The organism is Aquimarina sp. MMG016 (assembly GCF_018100805.1).
GTDB lineage: Bacteria > Bacteroidota > Bacteroidia > Flavobacteriales > Flavobacteriaceae > Aquimarina.
Window position 1 is genome coordinate 133,213 of sequence record NZ_JAGJEA010000005.1, and the last position, 16,686, is coordinate 149,898.

The following is a 16,686-nucleotide window of genomic DNA, read 5'->3' on the forward strand; positions in this document are numbered from 1 at the left end:
TTCAAAAAAAATCCTCAAATGAAAATCTATCACTTGAGGATTATTCTATAATTGAAGCTATTACTTATTGTCTGAGAAATATTTTTAGATCATCGCTTTTTTTCATTGCATAAGAAAGTGATTTGTCGCTAAATGATTTTTCTGGTTTATAATTTGTTAGTGATAGTACGTTGGGTAATTTCATACCCCAAGAACCTGATTTTTTACTTTCTCCAGGAACAATCATCACTACATGCCCATAGGTTTCTGATGTGTCGATTATAAGTGCCAAACCTCCTCTGTTAGTATGTTCCAGTGCCTGATCTATAGTTTCCTGATTGATGGTTCCTAGCTGTATCCAGTTTCTGGATGATTCGGCAATGGGGCGAATACTATCATAAACGACATAGCCTAATTTAGGGTCATTAAATTCAGTTAAATCAAATCCTTCAGAAATAATTTTGGTGATACTATTTCTACAATCATTACGCTCGGTTGCTGCCTTTTTACAGGTGATAAAGTTTTGTACTTCTTGCTCAAGGTCCAAAGTTTTGGAAGCATTTGTGGGGCTGGAAGTTTTTTGGGGAGTTGAACTTGTCTCAGTATCAGAAACAACTTCATTTTTATCAGAGGTTTTATTTTCTGCATCTTTAGATTTTTGATCGTCTTTACAAGAAATAATTAAAAGTATAGATGCTAATATGAGCAATGTCTTTTTCATGGTTGTTTAGTTTTAGTGATATAATGATAAGTAATTATTAGAGAAAGAACAAAAGAAATAAATCCAACAATCCTTTGTTTTATTTATAATGCTTTTTTTTGTTCGGTTTTTGGATTATGTTTTCTGCACCAAATGTCTTTTTCAATTACAATACAAAGATTTAATCATTGCGCGCAATTATTTTACGTAGAAAAAAAAGTGAAGATTAGGTGGTAAATAGAAAAGTGTTTAAACAAAAAAAGCGCTATTATGCGCTACTTACAAGGTAAAATTTTAACGACTTTACCATAAACGTTTTTAGTCCATCCATTGATACGACCATGATTATTTCCAATCAATAGTCCTCTCTTTGGATCTTTTCCTTTTACTAAATGAGTAAAACAATTACCTCTAACTTTACAATAAACAATATCCCCTTTCTTACAATCTTCCCAATTGACAGGGTTTAGTACCACAGGTTGTTTAGATCTTAAAATCGGTAACATCGAATTACCCGGTTCTTTTGAAATAATGGTTTCTCCATTCAGTAGCTTTTGAATTTTCCAATTCATTTTCATAGTATTTAAATTAAACATAAATTCAAAGACTACTGACTAGTAACAAAAAAATAATGAACTAATTTTATATTGCAAATATAATAGGAATTATACTTTTTACAATGTATTATAATTCTAGCTCTTATATAAATCAATTATGGCTCAAAATAAAAATGCATTAATCCGTTATAAAACCATTGATAAATGCTTGCAAAACAATAACCGTTCATGGACATTAGATAATCTTATCGAAGCTTGTTCCGATGCATTGTATGAATATGAAGGAAGAGATATAAATGTAAGTAAGCGTACTGTGCAGCTAGATATCCAAATGATGCGCAGTGATAAATTGGGATATAATGCTCCTATAGAAGTTTATGATAAAAAGTATTACAAGTATGCTGATGAGGATTATTCGATTACTGATATCCCACTAACCGAAAATGATATGAATGTACTATCAGAAACTGTAGAAATGCTGAAACAGTTCAAGGACTTTTCCCTATTTTCTGAACTTGGTGGCATTATCCAAAGATTAGAGGACAAAGTATATACCGAAAAGACACAACAAGCTTCTGTAATTCATCTGGATAAAAACGAAAAGCTAAAAGGATTAGAGCATCTTGATATTTTATACCAAGCCATTCTAAAGAAACTTGTTTTAAAGATAAAATATCAGTCTTTCAAAGCACAACAAGCTTCAGAATTTGTCTTTCATCCTTTTATCCTAAAAGAGTTCAATAACAGATGGTTTTTGGTTGGTAAGTCTTCAGCTAAGAAACCTATTGTAAATTTAGCATTAGATAGGATTATCGACATTGATTTTGATACTAGCATTCCTTACTTGGATGAGAAATTTGATGGAGATGCATATTACAAGGATATTATCGGTGTAACGGTTGCTAATTCTAGAGCTCAGCGCATTCAATTTTGGGTTGATAAGCAAAATGCCCCTTATGTAATTACCAAACCTTTTCATAGCTCACAACGAATTATAAAGGAAGATGAAAACGGAGTCATTTTTAATATTCTTGTTCAGATCAACTTTGAACTGGAACGTATGCTTTTAGGTTTTGGAGATTCAATTGAAGTCCTAAAACCCGAAAAACTCAGAAAAAGAATTCTAAAGAAACTAGAAAGAGCAACTGCTCTCTACGATACACCATAGATTTAAACCTTTATGAATCAGTTAAGCTAATTTTTATTGAAACGGTAATTATCAAGTTTTACGGCTCTAAATGATCATAAGATACCCCTATCTAAAACCAGGTTTCAATACATAAAAACACTTATGTATTTGATCATCATCGTAAAATAAAATATTTAGATACTTTCCTCATAACATTCAACTCAATAAAACAGCCATTACTTATTTTGTTTATTTTAATTTTTTAAACCTTTAGAACGTTCTCTTTTTTTACTTAAAACTTCACAAAAAAATATACCTATTGCTTGACATTCCAATTAGATAAAAGATTTGAAGTAAATCTTGTATATCATGTATAAAAATAGACTTATACAACTACCACATTATAAGTCGTATTTACATCTATTTTTAAAAAACATTTAATGCTAAATGACTTTATCTTGTCCCAATTGCATAGTACATGTTTATAAATAACAACCCTATAAATAAAAAAATTGAAGCAAATCATATAAACCATGTTGCATTTTAAATTTTGACAACGAATTAATCAGTCAAGTAATTAAAAAATAACTTAAATTCAGTTTCTTATGAATCACATCAGGTTATAAAACTTACCATCCCCTTACCATTTTTGTAATCATTTATACTCATATTAGAAATTTATCCGGTATGAAAAAAAAGAGAATAACGCTAAAAGATATTGCAAAAGAGTTTCATGTATCTATTGCCACCGTATCCAAAGCACTTAATGACAGCTACGAAATTAGCGTTGGGACAAAGACAAAAATTCAGGAATATGCCAAAGTGCATAACTATAAATCCAGTAATATTGTCCTACAAGAAGATACCAGGCAAAACACCAAAACTATTGGAGTAATTATCCCCAATATGTTAAATCATTTTTTTACCAAGGTTTTTGTGGGTGTTGAAAAAATAGCTGCCGAAAAAGGTTATAATGTCATAACCTGTATTTCTAATGAGTCATTTAAAAAAGAGGCTGAAGCCATAGAGCTTCTAAAAAATTCGCACTTAGATGGTATTATTTTATCAATTGCAGAGGAAACAGAGGTAAAACAAGATTTTAGACATTTTCAGAATACGATCGACCAAGGTATTCCTATTATGATGATAGATCGTGTTACAGACAAAATAGCAAGCGATAAGGTAATTGTAAATGACAAAGAAGGGGCGTATAATGCTACCAATCATTTTATCCAAACTGGTTGTAAGAATATTGCTATTGTATCTAACATTCATCGCCTCAGTGTTGGTAAACTTAGACTAGAAGGATATAAACAGGCTCTTTTGGAAGCAAACCTGATGATAGATGATGCTCTAATTCTGAATGTTGATGAATTTAATGATATAGATACGTTATTAAAGATTTTGCTGGACTCCAAAAAAGTCGATGCCATTTTATGTCTTGAAGAGGATGCTGCGGTGAGCACGTTGAAACTTGTAAAATCCAAGGGATATAAAGTCCCTGAAGATATCTCTATAATTGGTTTTACAAATGGAGTATTACCACGCTATGTGACACCATCGATCACAACCATAAGTCAACATAGTATCTATTTAGGCGAAATCGCTACTAGAATACTTATTGATAGAATTGAGCTTATGGATACTAAACCCACCTATACTACTAAAGTCATCAAAACTAATTTGATTGAAAGAGAAAGTACAAAGAGATTATTAGAAAGTTTTTAAGACTTGTTTCTACAAATTCGAAAGCCTTGATCTGGTCCGACTCCACTGGCTTCAAAATACCCTCTATCACTATTTTCGCTATATAACTCAACGCCTATCCAACCTCCTCCTCGCTGGGATCGAAAATGTCCTCCAGGCATCTTATTATTCTCATACCAGTCTGTGCACCACTCTCTTACATTGCCTGTCATATCGTACAAACCAAGTTCATTAGGTGCTTTATCCCCAACAGGATGAGTTTTACAATTATTTTTTTCTATAATCTTATAATCCCAATGCTGAGTCAACAAAGTATCTCCACAATTTCTCCAATACCAAGCTACATCTTCTACCATATTACTTCCGCTATAGGTATAGTGTCTACTAAGCTGTCCTCCCCCTGCTGCATATTCCCATTCTATTTCTGTAGGTAAGCGATAACCATTTGCTTTGGGGTTTATTTTTACCAACCATTTAATGGTATCAAACTCTGATTTATTAAAGGAATCTATAGAATCCTTATAAATTTTATAATAAGGCTTCAGTCCGTCTTTTTTACTTTTTTTAATGCAATATGTTATGCAATCATACCAGCTAACCATCTCAACCGGAAGATTATCAGCTTTGAATTCAGAAGGGTTGTTTCCCATAATTTCAATCCACTCTTTTTGGGTAACTTCAAACCTACCTATATAAAAGTCGCCTACAAACACATTTTTTTTATACAAATTTGATTTTTTATTTATAAAAACTCCTCCTTTTATTAAAAGTAAATTATCCTGCAAAACCTCATCTTGTTTCTCTTTTTTGCAGCAATAAAGAATCAAACTTCCAAAAACTATAAGCCAAGATATTTTTTTCATGAATTTACAATTACTTATATAAGAAAGGTGTACACAAACAGGTGTACAAAAAATGAGGCAGTTAATACAATTAACCACCTCATTTTACACGTTATACTTTTTTACCACACGGTTGCGTTAATTTTTCCCCAACCACCGCTATAGGATTCAATTCCAAAAACTTGGTAATCAAAATTTTTGAGATTACCATTGTGTCCTCCATGTTTATTCCAGTGATTAATATGTGCCTGCATGTTTACTTTTTGATTACTTCCTAATGCGGCATTACCATGTTGACTTATATACTGATAAAAAGTTCGGGTACCCAGAATTGAAGGAGCGTTAGATCGTTTTTGCTTTTTAAACTGATAGTTTTTTCCATTAGCGTTAAAATTCTTGTTCTGATTTTGACCCTGGATATTTCCTCTTTCTACAATATAATATTCTATAAGTGGGGATCTGGTCCAACCATAAACACCTACAAAATTATATGACCCTTGCAAAAGGCCAATATTGTAATTAACAGTTCTGCCACTGCCTGTTCTCCAACCTTTCCCTCCTACAATATCCTGGTTGTCTTTATATTCAATTTCAAAATTACCACTATACTGATTAGCATAAGGGAATCTCAATCTTCCCCATCCTCCCTCTTTATAAATAGTCCAAAAATAGCCATTGTTATACCCATCAGTTCTATTATCGCTGATGTATCCATTTGAATCGATCGATTTTTGTTCTATGTCTGTATTTTGAGAAAAGTTATCATTCTCAAAATCGTCTGAACAACTAATAAACAGCAATAAAGCTGTAGTCATAAAAATTAGATTTTTTTTCATAATTAGATAGTTTTACATTAGAATAATTCAAAAAATCATATCTCATATTATTTATTTGACGAACAAATAATTTTTATGTCAATATGATTGAGTTTGTGTTAAAAATTAGTTATACCCACAAAATTAAGATGTAAATAATAAGTATTTCATAATTCAGTTGAATGCGCATCATTTTTTACGAAAACTTTTCGTAAAAAGACTTCAAACAAGCAACTGATTATCAAATAATTACCTTGAATTTTAAATGTACGAATCATCAAGATTTAAAGCCTCATTTCTCATCTCTTAAAACCAAGTTCTTAGAATTAGAAGGAAGTATCGATGGTGATAATATGCAAAAGCTGGGATCCTCAAAAAAGAGAAAACCAATCGAATCTATCCAGAATCCAGTTATGATATATCATGTTTTGCTCAAAAAAATATAACGACTTCTGTTACCATAACGGATATATACTAGTATATTTAGACTTAACTATTTTGATGTAGAAGGTCAATTTATGATCAAAAAATACTACTAAATAGATTTAATATAATCTACCAAATCTACTTCTTCCTGAATACTCATTCTTTTTCGTAAAAGACTCCTTGATTTTTTTCATCTACTATTTATTGAAACGGTAATGAACTCCAAATTTTATCGAGTTCCACCGCTCGAAATGATCAGACAACACATCTAATTCCTAAAAAAAAAGGAAGAAAGTGATCAGCTTTCTGAATATTCTTCTTTTTATCAATTTAATTAAAACCTGATTTTAACACGTCAAAAAACTACAGCTTACCCAATACACAACCATTCATATATATTTGATTTTCAGGTTAAAACATAAGAAATTGGGTTCTTTCTTCATGATTTTCAACTAAACAAAACAGCTGTCGCGTACATCTATTATTTTACATTTTTTAAACATTTAGCGAACGTTCGCTTTTTTTATCAAAAACTTTTTTATAATATTGCCCTGTAATTAATTTACAAGGACGCTTAGTAAAACACATTACAAAAAAAAAAGAATCTGGCAGACGCTACTAAGTAGCAATTAGAATTATTAATAAATAACAAAATCTAAAGGGATGAAATCAAAAGCAAAAACTAAAACATTGGTTACCAATTGGGCTATTAATAATACGATTGATTACAATGTGGAAAAAACCAATAATTAACATTTAAAGACATTAACCTAAAATAAAATCTAAAAAATTATATTATGACTACTTATAATTCGGCACTTGATACTGTACGCACATTAAAAGCAAAACACGGAAATACGTGGGCAACCATAAAGCCGGAAAACGCTGCGCGTATTGCTGTACAAAACAGGTTTAAAACAGGATTAGATATTGCTAGATACACAGCGTCTATCATGCGTAAAGATATGGCAGAATACGATGCTAACAGTGTAAACTATACTCAATCACTAGGTTGCTGGCATGGTTTTGTGGCTCAGCAAAAAATGATCGCAGTAAAAAAACATAAAGGTACAACTGAAAAAACATATTTATATCTTTCCGGCTGGATGGTGGCAGCATTACGTTCTGAATTAGGACCTTTACCAGATCAGTCCATGCACGAAAAGACTTCAGTTCCTAAATTAATCGAGGAGATATATACTTTCTTACGTCAGGCGGATGCAGTAGAGTTAAATGATCTTTTTCGTCGTCTGGATGCTGGAGAAGATGTGCAAGCAAAGATTGATAATTTCGAAACCCACGTGGTACCTATTATTGCTGATATTGACGCAGGTTTTGGTAACGAAGAAGCAACCTACCTTTTAGCTAAAAAAATGATCGAGGCTGGTGCTTGTGCACTTCAGATCGAAAACCAGGTATCTGACGCTAAGCAATGTGGCCATCAGGATGGTAAAGTAACGGTACCACACGAAGATTTTATCGCTAAGCTAAATGCACTCAGATATGCATTCTTAGAATTAGGTGTAGACGAAGGTATTATCGTTGCTCGAACAGATTCTGAAGGAGCTGGTTTAACTCAAAAACTACCAGTATCTATGGAAGAAGGGGATCTGGCATCACAGTATATGGATTTTGTTGAAGCAGAAGAAGTTTTAGTAGAAGAGGTTAACGAAAATGATGTATTATTCAAACGTGATGGTAAATTAGTGCGTCCGGTGAGATTGCCAAATGGTTTGTATAAATTTAAAGAAGGTTCTAATATCGATCGTGTTGTATTGGATTGTATTACCAGTCTGGAAAATGGTGCGGATTTATTATGGATTGAGACGCCAACTCCAAATGTGAAACAAATTGCACATATGGTAAATAGAGTAAAAGAAAAGGTGCTAAATGCCAAATTAGTATATAATAATTCTCCATCATTTAATTGGACGATCAATTTCCGCCAACAGGCATATGATCTTATGGTAGAACAAGGTGAAGACACTTCTGCTTATAACCGTGCAGAGCTAATGGATGCTAAATATGATGGTACTGAATTATCAAATCGAGCAGACGAAATGATCCGTTTGTTCCAGGCAGAAGCGTCTCGTGATGCTGGTGTATTCCATCACTTAATTACACTACCAACGTATCACACCACGGCATTACATATGAATGATTTGGTAGAAGGGTATTTTGGAGACAGAGGTATGTTACAATATGTTGATTCTGTTCAACGTCAGGAAATACGAAAAGGAGTATCCTGTGTAAAACATCAACGTATGGCAGGTTCAGACTTAGGAGATGATCACAAAACCTTCTTTGCTGGTGAAAAAGCTTTAAAAGCTGGCGGTGAGAAAAACACAAGTAATCAATTTGAAGTTAAAGCAAGTACTAAAGAACCAGTACTGGCAGATAAATAAAAACTTGTCTTGAAGTTTATTCATAAAGGTGATCCGATCTCGGGTCACCTTTTTTTATAGTTTTAAAATTAGGAAAAGGATAAATGGTATAAAATGTAACAGAAAAGAAATTTGAGCGTTTTTTATATAATTTAGCAATCTACCGTTACTCAAATTATTTGAATAAAAAAATTACATCGAATTCCATTAAAGAGGCAAAATTCTCCAATTTGTTTGACAGACACTATAGCAGATTGTACAATTATGCTTTCAAAGTTTTAAAAGAAACTGACCTTTCTGAGGAGTTAGTGCAGGAAACATTTATTAAGCTTTGGGAAAACTTTGAGAACATCAAAGAATCAGAACGCTCTATAACATCATTTTTAATCACAGCACTCAAAAATAAAATTATAGATGACTATAGAAAAAAACAAACCAGAGAAAAGCATACTAATTTGTATACGCTAAATACAAGTATCGAAACTCAGATTGATCAGCAATGGGAATTAACACAGCGCATTGAAGATATTTACACTACGTTAGAACAAAAAACAACAGATATTTTCAAGTTATCAAGAGATAAAGGTTTGACCTACAAAGAAATTTCCAAAAGAAAAGGTGTTTCTGTAAAAACCGTAGAACTTCATATTTCAAAGGCTTTAACAGCATTTAAGAAAGGGTTAAAAGATTATTTTTAAGAAAAAAAAACACATCTCCGATAGGGTAGTCTTGTTTGGCATACGTCTTATAGGTAGTTAACACCTTTAAGGTATGGATCATTTTAAAATTACAGAAACTGAAATTTGGGAATATATTTCCAAAACTGCTGATGATATAACCATTCAGAAAGTAGAAAAATGGATGGGTTCTACGGATTATGACGAAGATTTATTTAACAAAATAACTACCATTTATAAGCATACTTCTAGAGAACACCCATCTGTTGAACAAGCGAAAAAACGTTTTTTTACTACTGTCAAATCGAAACCAAAAACAACAGTTTGGAAAGAGGTACTAAAGTACGCAGCTATATTGATCGTTATTATTTCCGGAACGTATTTCTACAATTCCGTATCCTCCAATAAGAATCAAATAGTAGTACAAACTACTTATGGAGAACAAAAAAGTATTGAATTATCAGATGGTTCCAAAGTATGGATAAATGCTTCAAGTAGCCTAACCTATAATTCAGAAACTCCAAGAACTTTATATCTGGAAGGAGAAGCATTTTTTGAGGTTGCCAAAGATTCATTGAACCCATTTACCGTGACCACACCCAATCATATCACAGTAAAAGCACTGGGAACAAGTTTTAATGTAAAATCGTATCAAGATAGTCCCACCACAGAAACAAAATTGCTTACCGGCAAGGTCGAAGTTACTTCTAACATACAGTTTAAAGAACGTATAATCCTCGTTCCTGATGAAAAAGTAACTTTTTATAAGCATACCCAAGAAGTGGTGAAATCCAAAATGAATCATAATGAGTCCATCATTGCCTGGAGAGAAGGAAAAATACAATTCGAAAACATAAGTTTCAGGGAAATAGCAGTCGATTTAGAAGCTCAGTTTGGTCAACAAATCCTTTTTAAAAATGAAGACATCGCGACTACTAAATTTACAGGCTCTTTTGACAATACAACTCCTATAGATGAGATTTTTGAGGTTCTTAAAATCTCCAAAGACTTTACATATCAATTAAACACAAAAACGAATGAGTGGATGATAAAATAAAAAAAGTGAGGAAACTGCCATTTCCTCACTAAACGTTAAAAATTCTAATCGCGAAATCAGTATTAATTAACAATATTCAAATGTATGAAAATATACCATTTTGGGGTCATACCTTGGCCAAAAAATAGCTATGGAAAAACCATTTTTTTAATGAAATTATCCTTCTTTTTTTATTTGCTTTTCTGTTTTCAACTCCTGGCATTCAATGGGTTTTCTCAAAAAAACGTAACTCTAGAAGAACAAAATAGTTCATTAAAATCGATTATACATAAAATTGAAGAACAGACATCTTACAGTTTTATTCTAAATAACGATGTGATCGATGTGGATCAAAAATTTAGCATAACAGTTATAAAAAAGGATGTAACAGAAACTCTTGAACAGCTTTTTAAGAACGCTACCATTTCTTACAAAATCAAAAAAAAGCATATTATTCTTTCTAAAGCTAAAAGAAAAGACGACCATTTTACTATTAGTGGGATTGTTACAGACGCTAGTACTGGTGAAATACTGTTAGGTGCTAGTATAATCATAAAAAACACTACCAAAGGAGTATTTACTAATACTTATGGATTTTATTCCATAACCTTGCCCAAAGGAGATTATATTTTTGAAGTTACACATCTAGGCTATGCTACCAAAGAAATTAAAGTACAACTGCAGCGCAATCTAAGCTTAAAAATAGCACTCATCCCTTCTTCCAGTGAATTAGATGAAATTGTAATACAGTCCAATCAAAATTCTAAAAGTCAGGTAACCCGAGTTTTGGGAGGTACTACCAGTTTGACAGCTTCAGAAATAAAGAAAACGCCTGCGTTACTGGGCGAACCTGATATTAACAGAGCCATACTTACGCAACCAGGTATTAGCAGTGTGGGAGAAGGAACTAGCGGTTTTAATGTACGAGGTGGTAATGTGGATCAAAATTTAGTATTGATAGACGAAGCTCCACTTTACAATACCTCACACTTATTTGGATTGTTTTCTATTTTTAATGCTGATGCTATTAAAACTTCTACGCTATATAAAGGCGAAATCCCAGCCCAGTTTGGGGGTAGAGCCTCTTCTCTACTTGATATTCGACAAAAAAACGGAAACTCAAAAAGGCTTAAAGGTGAAGGTGGATTAGGATTACTATTTTCTAAGTTTACTATAGAAGCCCCTATTAAAAAAGATAAATTGAGTTTTTTAGCATCAGGAAGAAGGTCTTATTTTGATTTATTTTTTCCTTTATTTAAAGATATTCGTTTTACAAAATTTCACTTCTATGATTTGAATACCAAAGTGTCCTGGGATGTTAATAAAAATAATAAGATATATGCCTCAGGATTTTTTGGTGCAGATGTTATCCAATTCAAACAAGATGATGTCGATGATCAAAATATCACAGCAGATTTGGGCTGGACCAATACTACAGCGACCTTACGTTGGAATCATATTTTTTCTAATAAATTGTTCACAAATATTACAGGTATCTATAGCAGATACAAGTATTCATTAGGTGCAAGAGAAGAAGCCGTAGAAGAAGATATTGAAGGAATTTTAAATCGATCTATTGAAAACTGGATCTTTAAACCAGATTTCACCTATTATTCGAGTCCTACTACAAAAATGAGATTCGGTCTTTATGGTAATTTGTATCAATTTATCCCTAAACTAAGCGGTAATGCCATACAGCAATCAATTGATAAAGAAAAAGCTTTAGAACTAGCAGCCTATTATAGCATTCACAAACAATGGGATAAATTATCATTACAAGCCGGGCTTCGAGCTTCTTGGTTTGGAAATTTTGGGCCAGAGCGTGTAGCAATCTATGATCCTAACTTTCCACAAACTCCAAGCACAATAACTGGTTTTAGAAATGTTAAAAAAAATGAAGTTTCCAAAAGCTTTTTGGGGTTAGAACCCCGGCTAGCATTAAAATATGATGTAAATGATTGCAAAGCTTTAAAAATAGGATACAACAGAATGTTTCAATATATCCATTTAATATCCAATCAAACAGTGGCTTTACCAAACGATCTATGGAAACCTTTCGGGGTACATATTGAACCTTTAGAAGTGAATCAATGGTCTGCAGGATATGCCTATGACACCAAAGACCAGAATTATAACTTTTCGGCCGAAGGATATTATAAACACTTCGATAATATCGTAGAATATAAAAACGGAGCAAACATTGGGTTAATCGACCCAGGATTAAATGAAAACATAGAAACCGAACTAGTCTCAGCCGAAGGCTTTTCTTATGGATTGGAATTAGCCGCTTATAAGAATAAAGGAAAATTGACAGGAAATGTAAATTACACCTATTCTGTATCCAAACGAAAAACGAAAAGTGATTTCTCTTCAGAACAAATTAATAACAACAATTATTTTCCTTCAAACTTTGATCGACCACATATATTCAATATTACGGCCAATTACAAATTATCCAAAAAGTGGGAAGCAGGAGCTTTTTTCACCTATCAAACCGGAAGACCTAATACTCAGCCAAATGGTAGAATACGTTTTGAAGGAGTTTCGTTTCTTACCTATGCTGACAGAAATGCTTTTAGAATTCCGAACACCCATCGAGCAGACATATCATTTACCTATACCCCTACCGGAAATCCTAAAACCAACTGGGCAGGAAGCTGGAGTTTTGGCGTATATAATGTCTATGGTCGTAAAAACGCGTTTTCGATCAATACTATTTTTGAAGATAACAAAGTAGAAACCGGTCAATTTTCTTTGATTGGAGCTCCAATTCCATTCATCTCTTATAATTTTAAATTTTAGCATCATGAAAAAACTACATATATATTTAATTGTTATCTCTCTATCCAGCTTTATAAGTTGTGTTGATGAAATTACTCCTGATTTTGAATTTGAAGAGCAAGTATTCATTTCGGGATTAATGACCGATAAAGAAGATTTTGTTTCTGTTCAGATTCAAAAAACCGTCCCGGTAACAGACACCACAGTAAGCATTGTAAATGATGCACAAATATCATTGTATACCAGAGATGCATCCAACACGGTCTCATTGGTTTCGGATTCTTTTGCGGTTACCGATGGAATATATACCACCACAGAGGTAATCACTCCTGTTACAGGAAACACCTACTGGATCGAGGTAATGTTACAAGACCAAACTATGTATAGATCAGAAGAAGAAATTTTAAAACCTCCTATACCTATTCTGGACCTGGTAAAAATCGATAATACCGTAAGGATAACTTTTAGAGATCAATTAGGGGAACAAAATTTCTATTTAGGTCGTATAGAGATCCTGAGAAACGGAACATTATTAACAAATGAATTATTGGTATTTAATGATACTATTATAACAGACGATTTAGAAGAATCTCTTGAAATTAGTATTGTAAATGATGGTGACACAGTTAGAGTAAGTGCCTACACCATCAACTTTAATACCTTTCAGTTCTATAGTAACATATTAGGTGAAGACCGAGATAACCTGGACATATCATCATTATTTTCGCCCATAAATATTGTAGGCAATATTACCAATACCACGACAAACAAACTGGCACTTGGCAATTTTGGTGTAGCAGGGTTTAGTACTATGACCATGGATTTCTAGACTATTATCATATATACTTTTTATAACCAAGTCGGCATAAAAACTATCCCGATCTCATGCTTTGATTTTAATCAATTATTACGTTTTAATCCGGATTATCAATGTTTTTAAGTCAGAGGACATAACCATCTTTTTGTCACACTGAGCCTGTCGAAGTGCATTTAAAAAATCAGAGTCTTGTTAGTCTTCGACAGGCTCAGTCTGACAACTTATTTAATTAAATCATTACAAACAATTTGAAAACAAGTTATTATGAAACATTATTTCAAGTACACAACAGCACTTATTTTATCATTCTTTGTTATCAGCTGCGGATCTGATGACACTATTGGAATATCACCCGATGACAACACTATTGGAATATCGGAAGAAATTAAAGACTTAATTTATTTCAAAGGAGATGAAGATGCTTCTACAGTTCTAATCAATGTGCAAAGTGGTCCCGATACAGAACTTAGTACAGGTGAAGTTGACGAAATTTTTCAATCTTTTGATACAACAGACCTTTTAGCTGTAAACGTGCACCAATCACAAACCTTAGATCCAAGTCTATTGGAAGGTGATGATATCACATTTGATGAAGCTATTAACTATAATGCAGAAAGTGTAGAAATACTCTACAAGGTTGTCAAATATTTTAAAGATCAAGGAAGAACAGTGTATGTGTTGGGAATTTCATTTGGTGCATTTATGACGCAAGAACTTATTGCAAAAAAAGGAATAGATGTGGCCGACAACTATTTACTAATGGTAGGTAGATTAGATATACATGATATTATCTGGCAAGCTCTTTCTGAAGGAAGGTTCGCATATTTTGAAAACGGAATTACGCCTATCGTAGAGCAAGAAGTTGGCACAGATATAACTGATAGAAACTTGGACAAACTAACAGCTGGATTAGGAATGCAGAGATATACGCAACTTCTTAATACCTTTTCGGACTTATCTAACATCACCTATGTGTATGGAGAAACCGATCAAGCTGTTGGTAGACTGACAACTTCTGAAATTGAATTCTTGCAATCTAAAAATGTAAATATAATAGTTGGACCTGGAGATCATGATACAACTATTAATGATTTTGTGATCCAAGGTTTTAATAAAGCATTTGGGATAGAATTGCAGTAATTAAGTATACGTTGGTATCAGGTGTTTTAAAAAAAATAAAGCTCTACAGCCTTAATTCAACAAAAGTAGGTCCAAACATTACCCTTACCAAAATTAAAAAGAAGGTGTCTAAAAAATCCTTCCTCTGTCATTTCTAACAGTGTCGAGAAATATTACTTTATGATTTTCAATATATTTCGACTCCAATCAATGTGACAGAATAGGAAATTTAATACTTTTTAGACACCTTCTTTTACCATTCCTACATACTCCAACACCAACCATACTTACACTTCAATACCATGAAATTTTAACCTATAATTTCTTCAGGTTTTGATTTATAAGCTACAATTGATAATAAAATAAAACATCCAGCTAATACTAATCCAATATAATCTTCACTATGCATATAAGGATCTGCTAATTTAATTGCCGGTATAACAAAGACAGTAATCCCAAACACACCTATGATAAGTGATTTTACTTTATGAGCGGTACTCTTACTTATCATAAATCCAAAACCCATTAGCCAAATACCTAAAAGGATTTCTGAAAACAATCTAAAATCTTTTGTCAAATCTGCAAACATATTACCTGTCATTACTAATATATCTACTGGCACCATTCCTTTTACTGCAGCATTTGCCAGTTCTGGAATATTGGCAAAAATAAATATAGGACCAGCCATCGCTATAATAACACCAGCAGTTCCTAATAAAGCAAAGTAAAAGGAGTAAACAGAATTATGCGTTTTTGACACAAGGTTATGTAGTGCAAAGGGAACAGGAAGTAGTACTAATTGCGATATAAAATAGCATATCATTAATCCTTGAAAAACACCGGAGGCTTTTGCTTTTACATACCAATTAATGGCTGCAACATGGTCATCCAGCATTTCAAAAGTAAATCCAAAAAGAGGTAATATAATTGCAAAATAAATACTAGTTAAAAAAATACTTGCAGCTGCTGCAGCTGAAGATTTCCAGGCGATACTTCGCCATTGCGTAAATTGTGATGTTGTCATAATCATGATGTTTAAAAATTTAATAATAATGGGGTTGCTCTTCTTTTTAATAAATAATAAGATATGGCTGATAGCAGGAAGAAAATAATAGCTTCACTCCAAACGAATGAAGCACCACCAATCCATAAAACAAATCGAGGGATTATAGGCCAAATTCCAACCCATGTATACAGATAAATAGTTGGAAGTTTCGGTAATAATTTTTCTTTAAAAAGTAATAATACCACTACCATCGTATCATGAAATCCTACGAATAGAAATAATATCAATGTACCAAAGGTGTCCATTTCCAGGGCATTCGATATATCATACATATATTTTGTACCAATAAATGCTTGAATAGACTGTTTAGCATACGTAATAACAAGCATTATAAAAGGAGCATAAAACAATAATTTAACCAACCTCTCCATATAATTAAGTATTTAATCCACACAGAAATGTGTGCTGTTTATCCATACAAACTTATCCTTAGATAGGTCCATATCAAGAAAAAATATGATAAGACTGGATTTTTGTTGATGAAACTGAGAACTGTTTCGATCGAAGGTAATTGTTCTTAGAATTCTTAAAAACTGGATTCTCTTTTTTTGGTTAAAGACCTTTTTCAACTCTTTTGACCGGTTTATCGGAAAAAATCCAGTCTCATCTTTTTTCATATTAAACCCTTTTGACTCCTAAATAGTTTTGTCC

General features: G+C 32.6%; 14 protein-coding genes. 8 read left to right on the forward strand and 6 right to left on the reverse strand.

The window, feature by feature from the left end:
- Positions 1-64: 64 nt before the first annotated feature.
- Positions 65-700, reverse strand: coding sequence for a hypothetical protein (locus tag J8M14_RS11765; RefSeq protein ID WP_211074817.1), 636 nt, complete (start codon positions 698-700; stop codon positions 65-67).
- Positions 701-954: 254 nt separating this feature from the next.
- A complete protein-coding gene (locus J8M14_RS11770; protein WP_211074818.1) occupies positions 955-1,251 on the reverse strand; it encodes a hypothetical protein in 297 nt (98 codons plus the stop codon).
- Positions 1,252-1,393: 142 nt separating this feature from the next.
- Here J8M14_RS11770 and J8M14_RS11775 point away from each other — a divergent pair, with 142 nt between their 5' ends.
- A complete protein-coding gene (locus tag J8M14_RS11775) occupies positions 1,394-2,404 on the forward strand; it encodes a WYL domain-containing protein (RefSeq protein ID WP_211074819.1) in 1,011 nt (336 codons plus the stop codon).
- A gap of 648 nt (positions 2,405-3,052) precedes the next feature.
- Positions 3,053-4,093 (forward strand): LacI family DNA-binding transcriptional regulator, encoded by a 1,041-nt coding sequence (locus J8M14_RS11780; RefSeq protein ID WP_211074820.1) that lies wholly within the window; start codon positions 3,053-3,055, stop codon positions 4,091-4,093.
- Here the strand turns inward: J8M14_RS11780 and J8M14_RS11785 are convergent.
- Positions 4,090-4,935 carry an SUMF1/EgtB/PvdO family nonheme iron enzyme gene (locus tag J8M14_RS11785; RefSeq protein WP_211074821.1) on the reverse strand — a complete coding sequence of 282 codons (846 nt, stop codon included), beginning with the start codon at positions 4,933-4,935 and terminating at the stop codon, positions 4,090-4,092. The genes J8M14_RS11780 and J8M14_RS11785 overlap by 4 nt on opposite strands.
- Positions 4,936-5,036: 101 nt before the next feature.
- Positions 5,037-5,750, reverse strand: coding sequence for a glycoside hydrolase family 11 protein (locus J8M14_RS11790; protein WP_211074822.1), 714 nt, complete (start codon positions 5,748-5,750; stop codon positions 5,037-5,039).
- Positions 5,751-6,952: 1,202 nt separating this feature from the next.
- Here J8M14_RS11790 and J8M14_RS11795 point away from each other — a divergent pair.
- The 6 genes from J8M14_RS11795 to J8M14_RS11820 all read left to right on the forward strand — a co-directional run bounded on the left by J8M14_RS11795 (position 6,953) and on the right by J8M14_RS11820 (position 14,990).
- Positions 6,953-8,560, forward strand: coding sequence for an isocitrate lyase (locus J8M14_RS11795; RefSeq protein ID WP_211074823.1), 1,608 nt, complete (start codon positions 6,953-6,955; stop codon positions 8,558-8,560).
- A gap of 209 nt (positions 8,561-8,769) precedes the next feature.
- Positions 8,770-9,237 (forward strand): sigma-70 family RNA polymerase sigma factor, encoded by a 468-nt coding sequence (locus J8M14_RS11800; protein WP_211074824.1) that lies wholly within the window; start codon positions 8,770-8,772, stop codon positions 9,235-9,237.
- 73 nt (positions 9,238-9,310) lie between these two features.
- A complete protein-coding gene (locus J8M14_RS11805; RefSeq protein WP_211074825.1) occupies positions 9,311-10,273 on the forward strand; it encodes a FecR domain-containing protein in 963 nt (320 codons plus the stop codon).
- An 84-nt stretch (positions 10,274-10,357) separates the two neighbouring features.
- A complete protein-coding gene (locus J8M14_RS11810) occupies positions 10,358-13,054 on the forward strand; it encodes a TonB-dependent receptor (protein WP_211074826.1) in 2,697 nt (898 codons plus the stop codon).
- Between the two features lie 4 nt (positions 13,055-13,058).
- Complete coding sequence (locus tag J8M14_RS11815) at positions 13,059-13,862, forward strand: DUF4249 family protein (RefSeq protein WP_211074827.1); 804 nt, start codon at positions 13,059-13,061, stop codon at positions 13,860-13,862.
- A 252-nt stretch (positions 13,863-14,114) separates the two neighbouring features.
- Positions 14,115-14,990, forward strand: a complete 876-nt coding sequence (locus J8M14_RS11820) for a hypothetical protein (RefSeq protein ID WP_211074828.1) — start codon at positions 14,115-14,117, stop codon at positions 14,988-14,990.
- A gap of 289 nt (positions 14,991-15,279) precedes the next feature.
- Here J8M14_RS11820 and J8M14_RS11825 read toward each other — a convergent pair whose 3' ends face one another.
- Positions 15,280-15,993, reverse strand: coding sequence for a hypothetical protein (locus tag J8M14_RS11825; protein WP_211074829.1), 714 nt, complete (start codon positions 15,991-15,993; stop codon positions 15,280-15,282).
- Positions 15,994-16,004: 11 nt separating this feature from the next.
- The gene (locus J8M14_RS11830) at positions 16,005-16,406 is read right to left on the reverse strand and encodes a hypothetical protein (RefSeq protein WP_211074830.1); all 402 of its coding nucleotides are present in this window, start codon (positions 16,404-16,406) and stop codon (positions 16,005-16,007) included.
- Positions 16,407-16,686 lie beyond the last annotated feature (280 nt).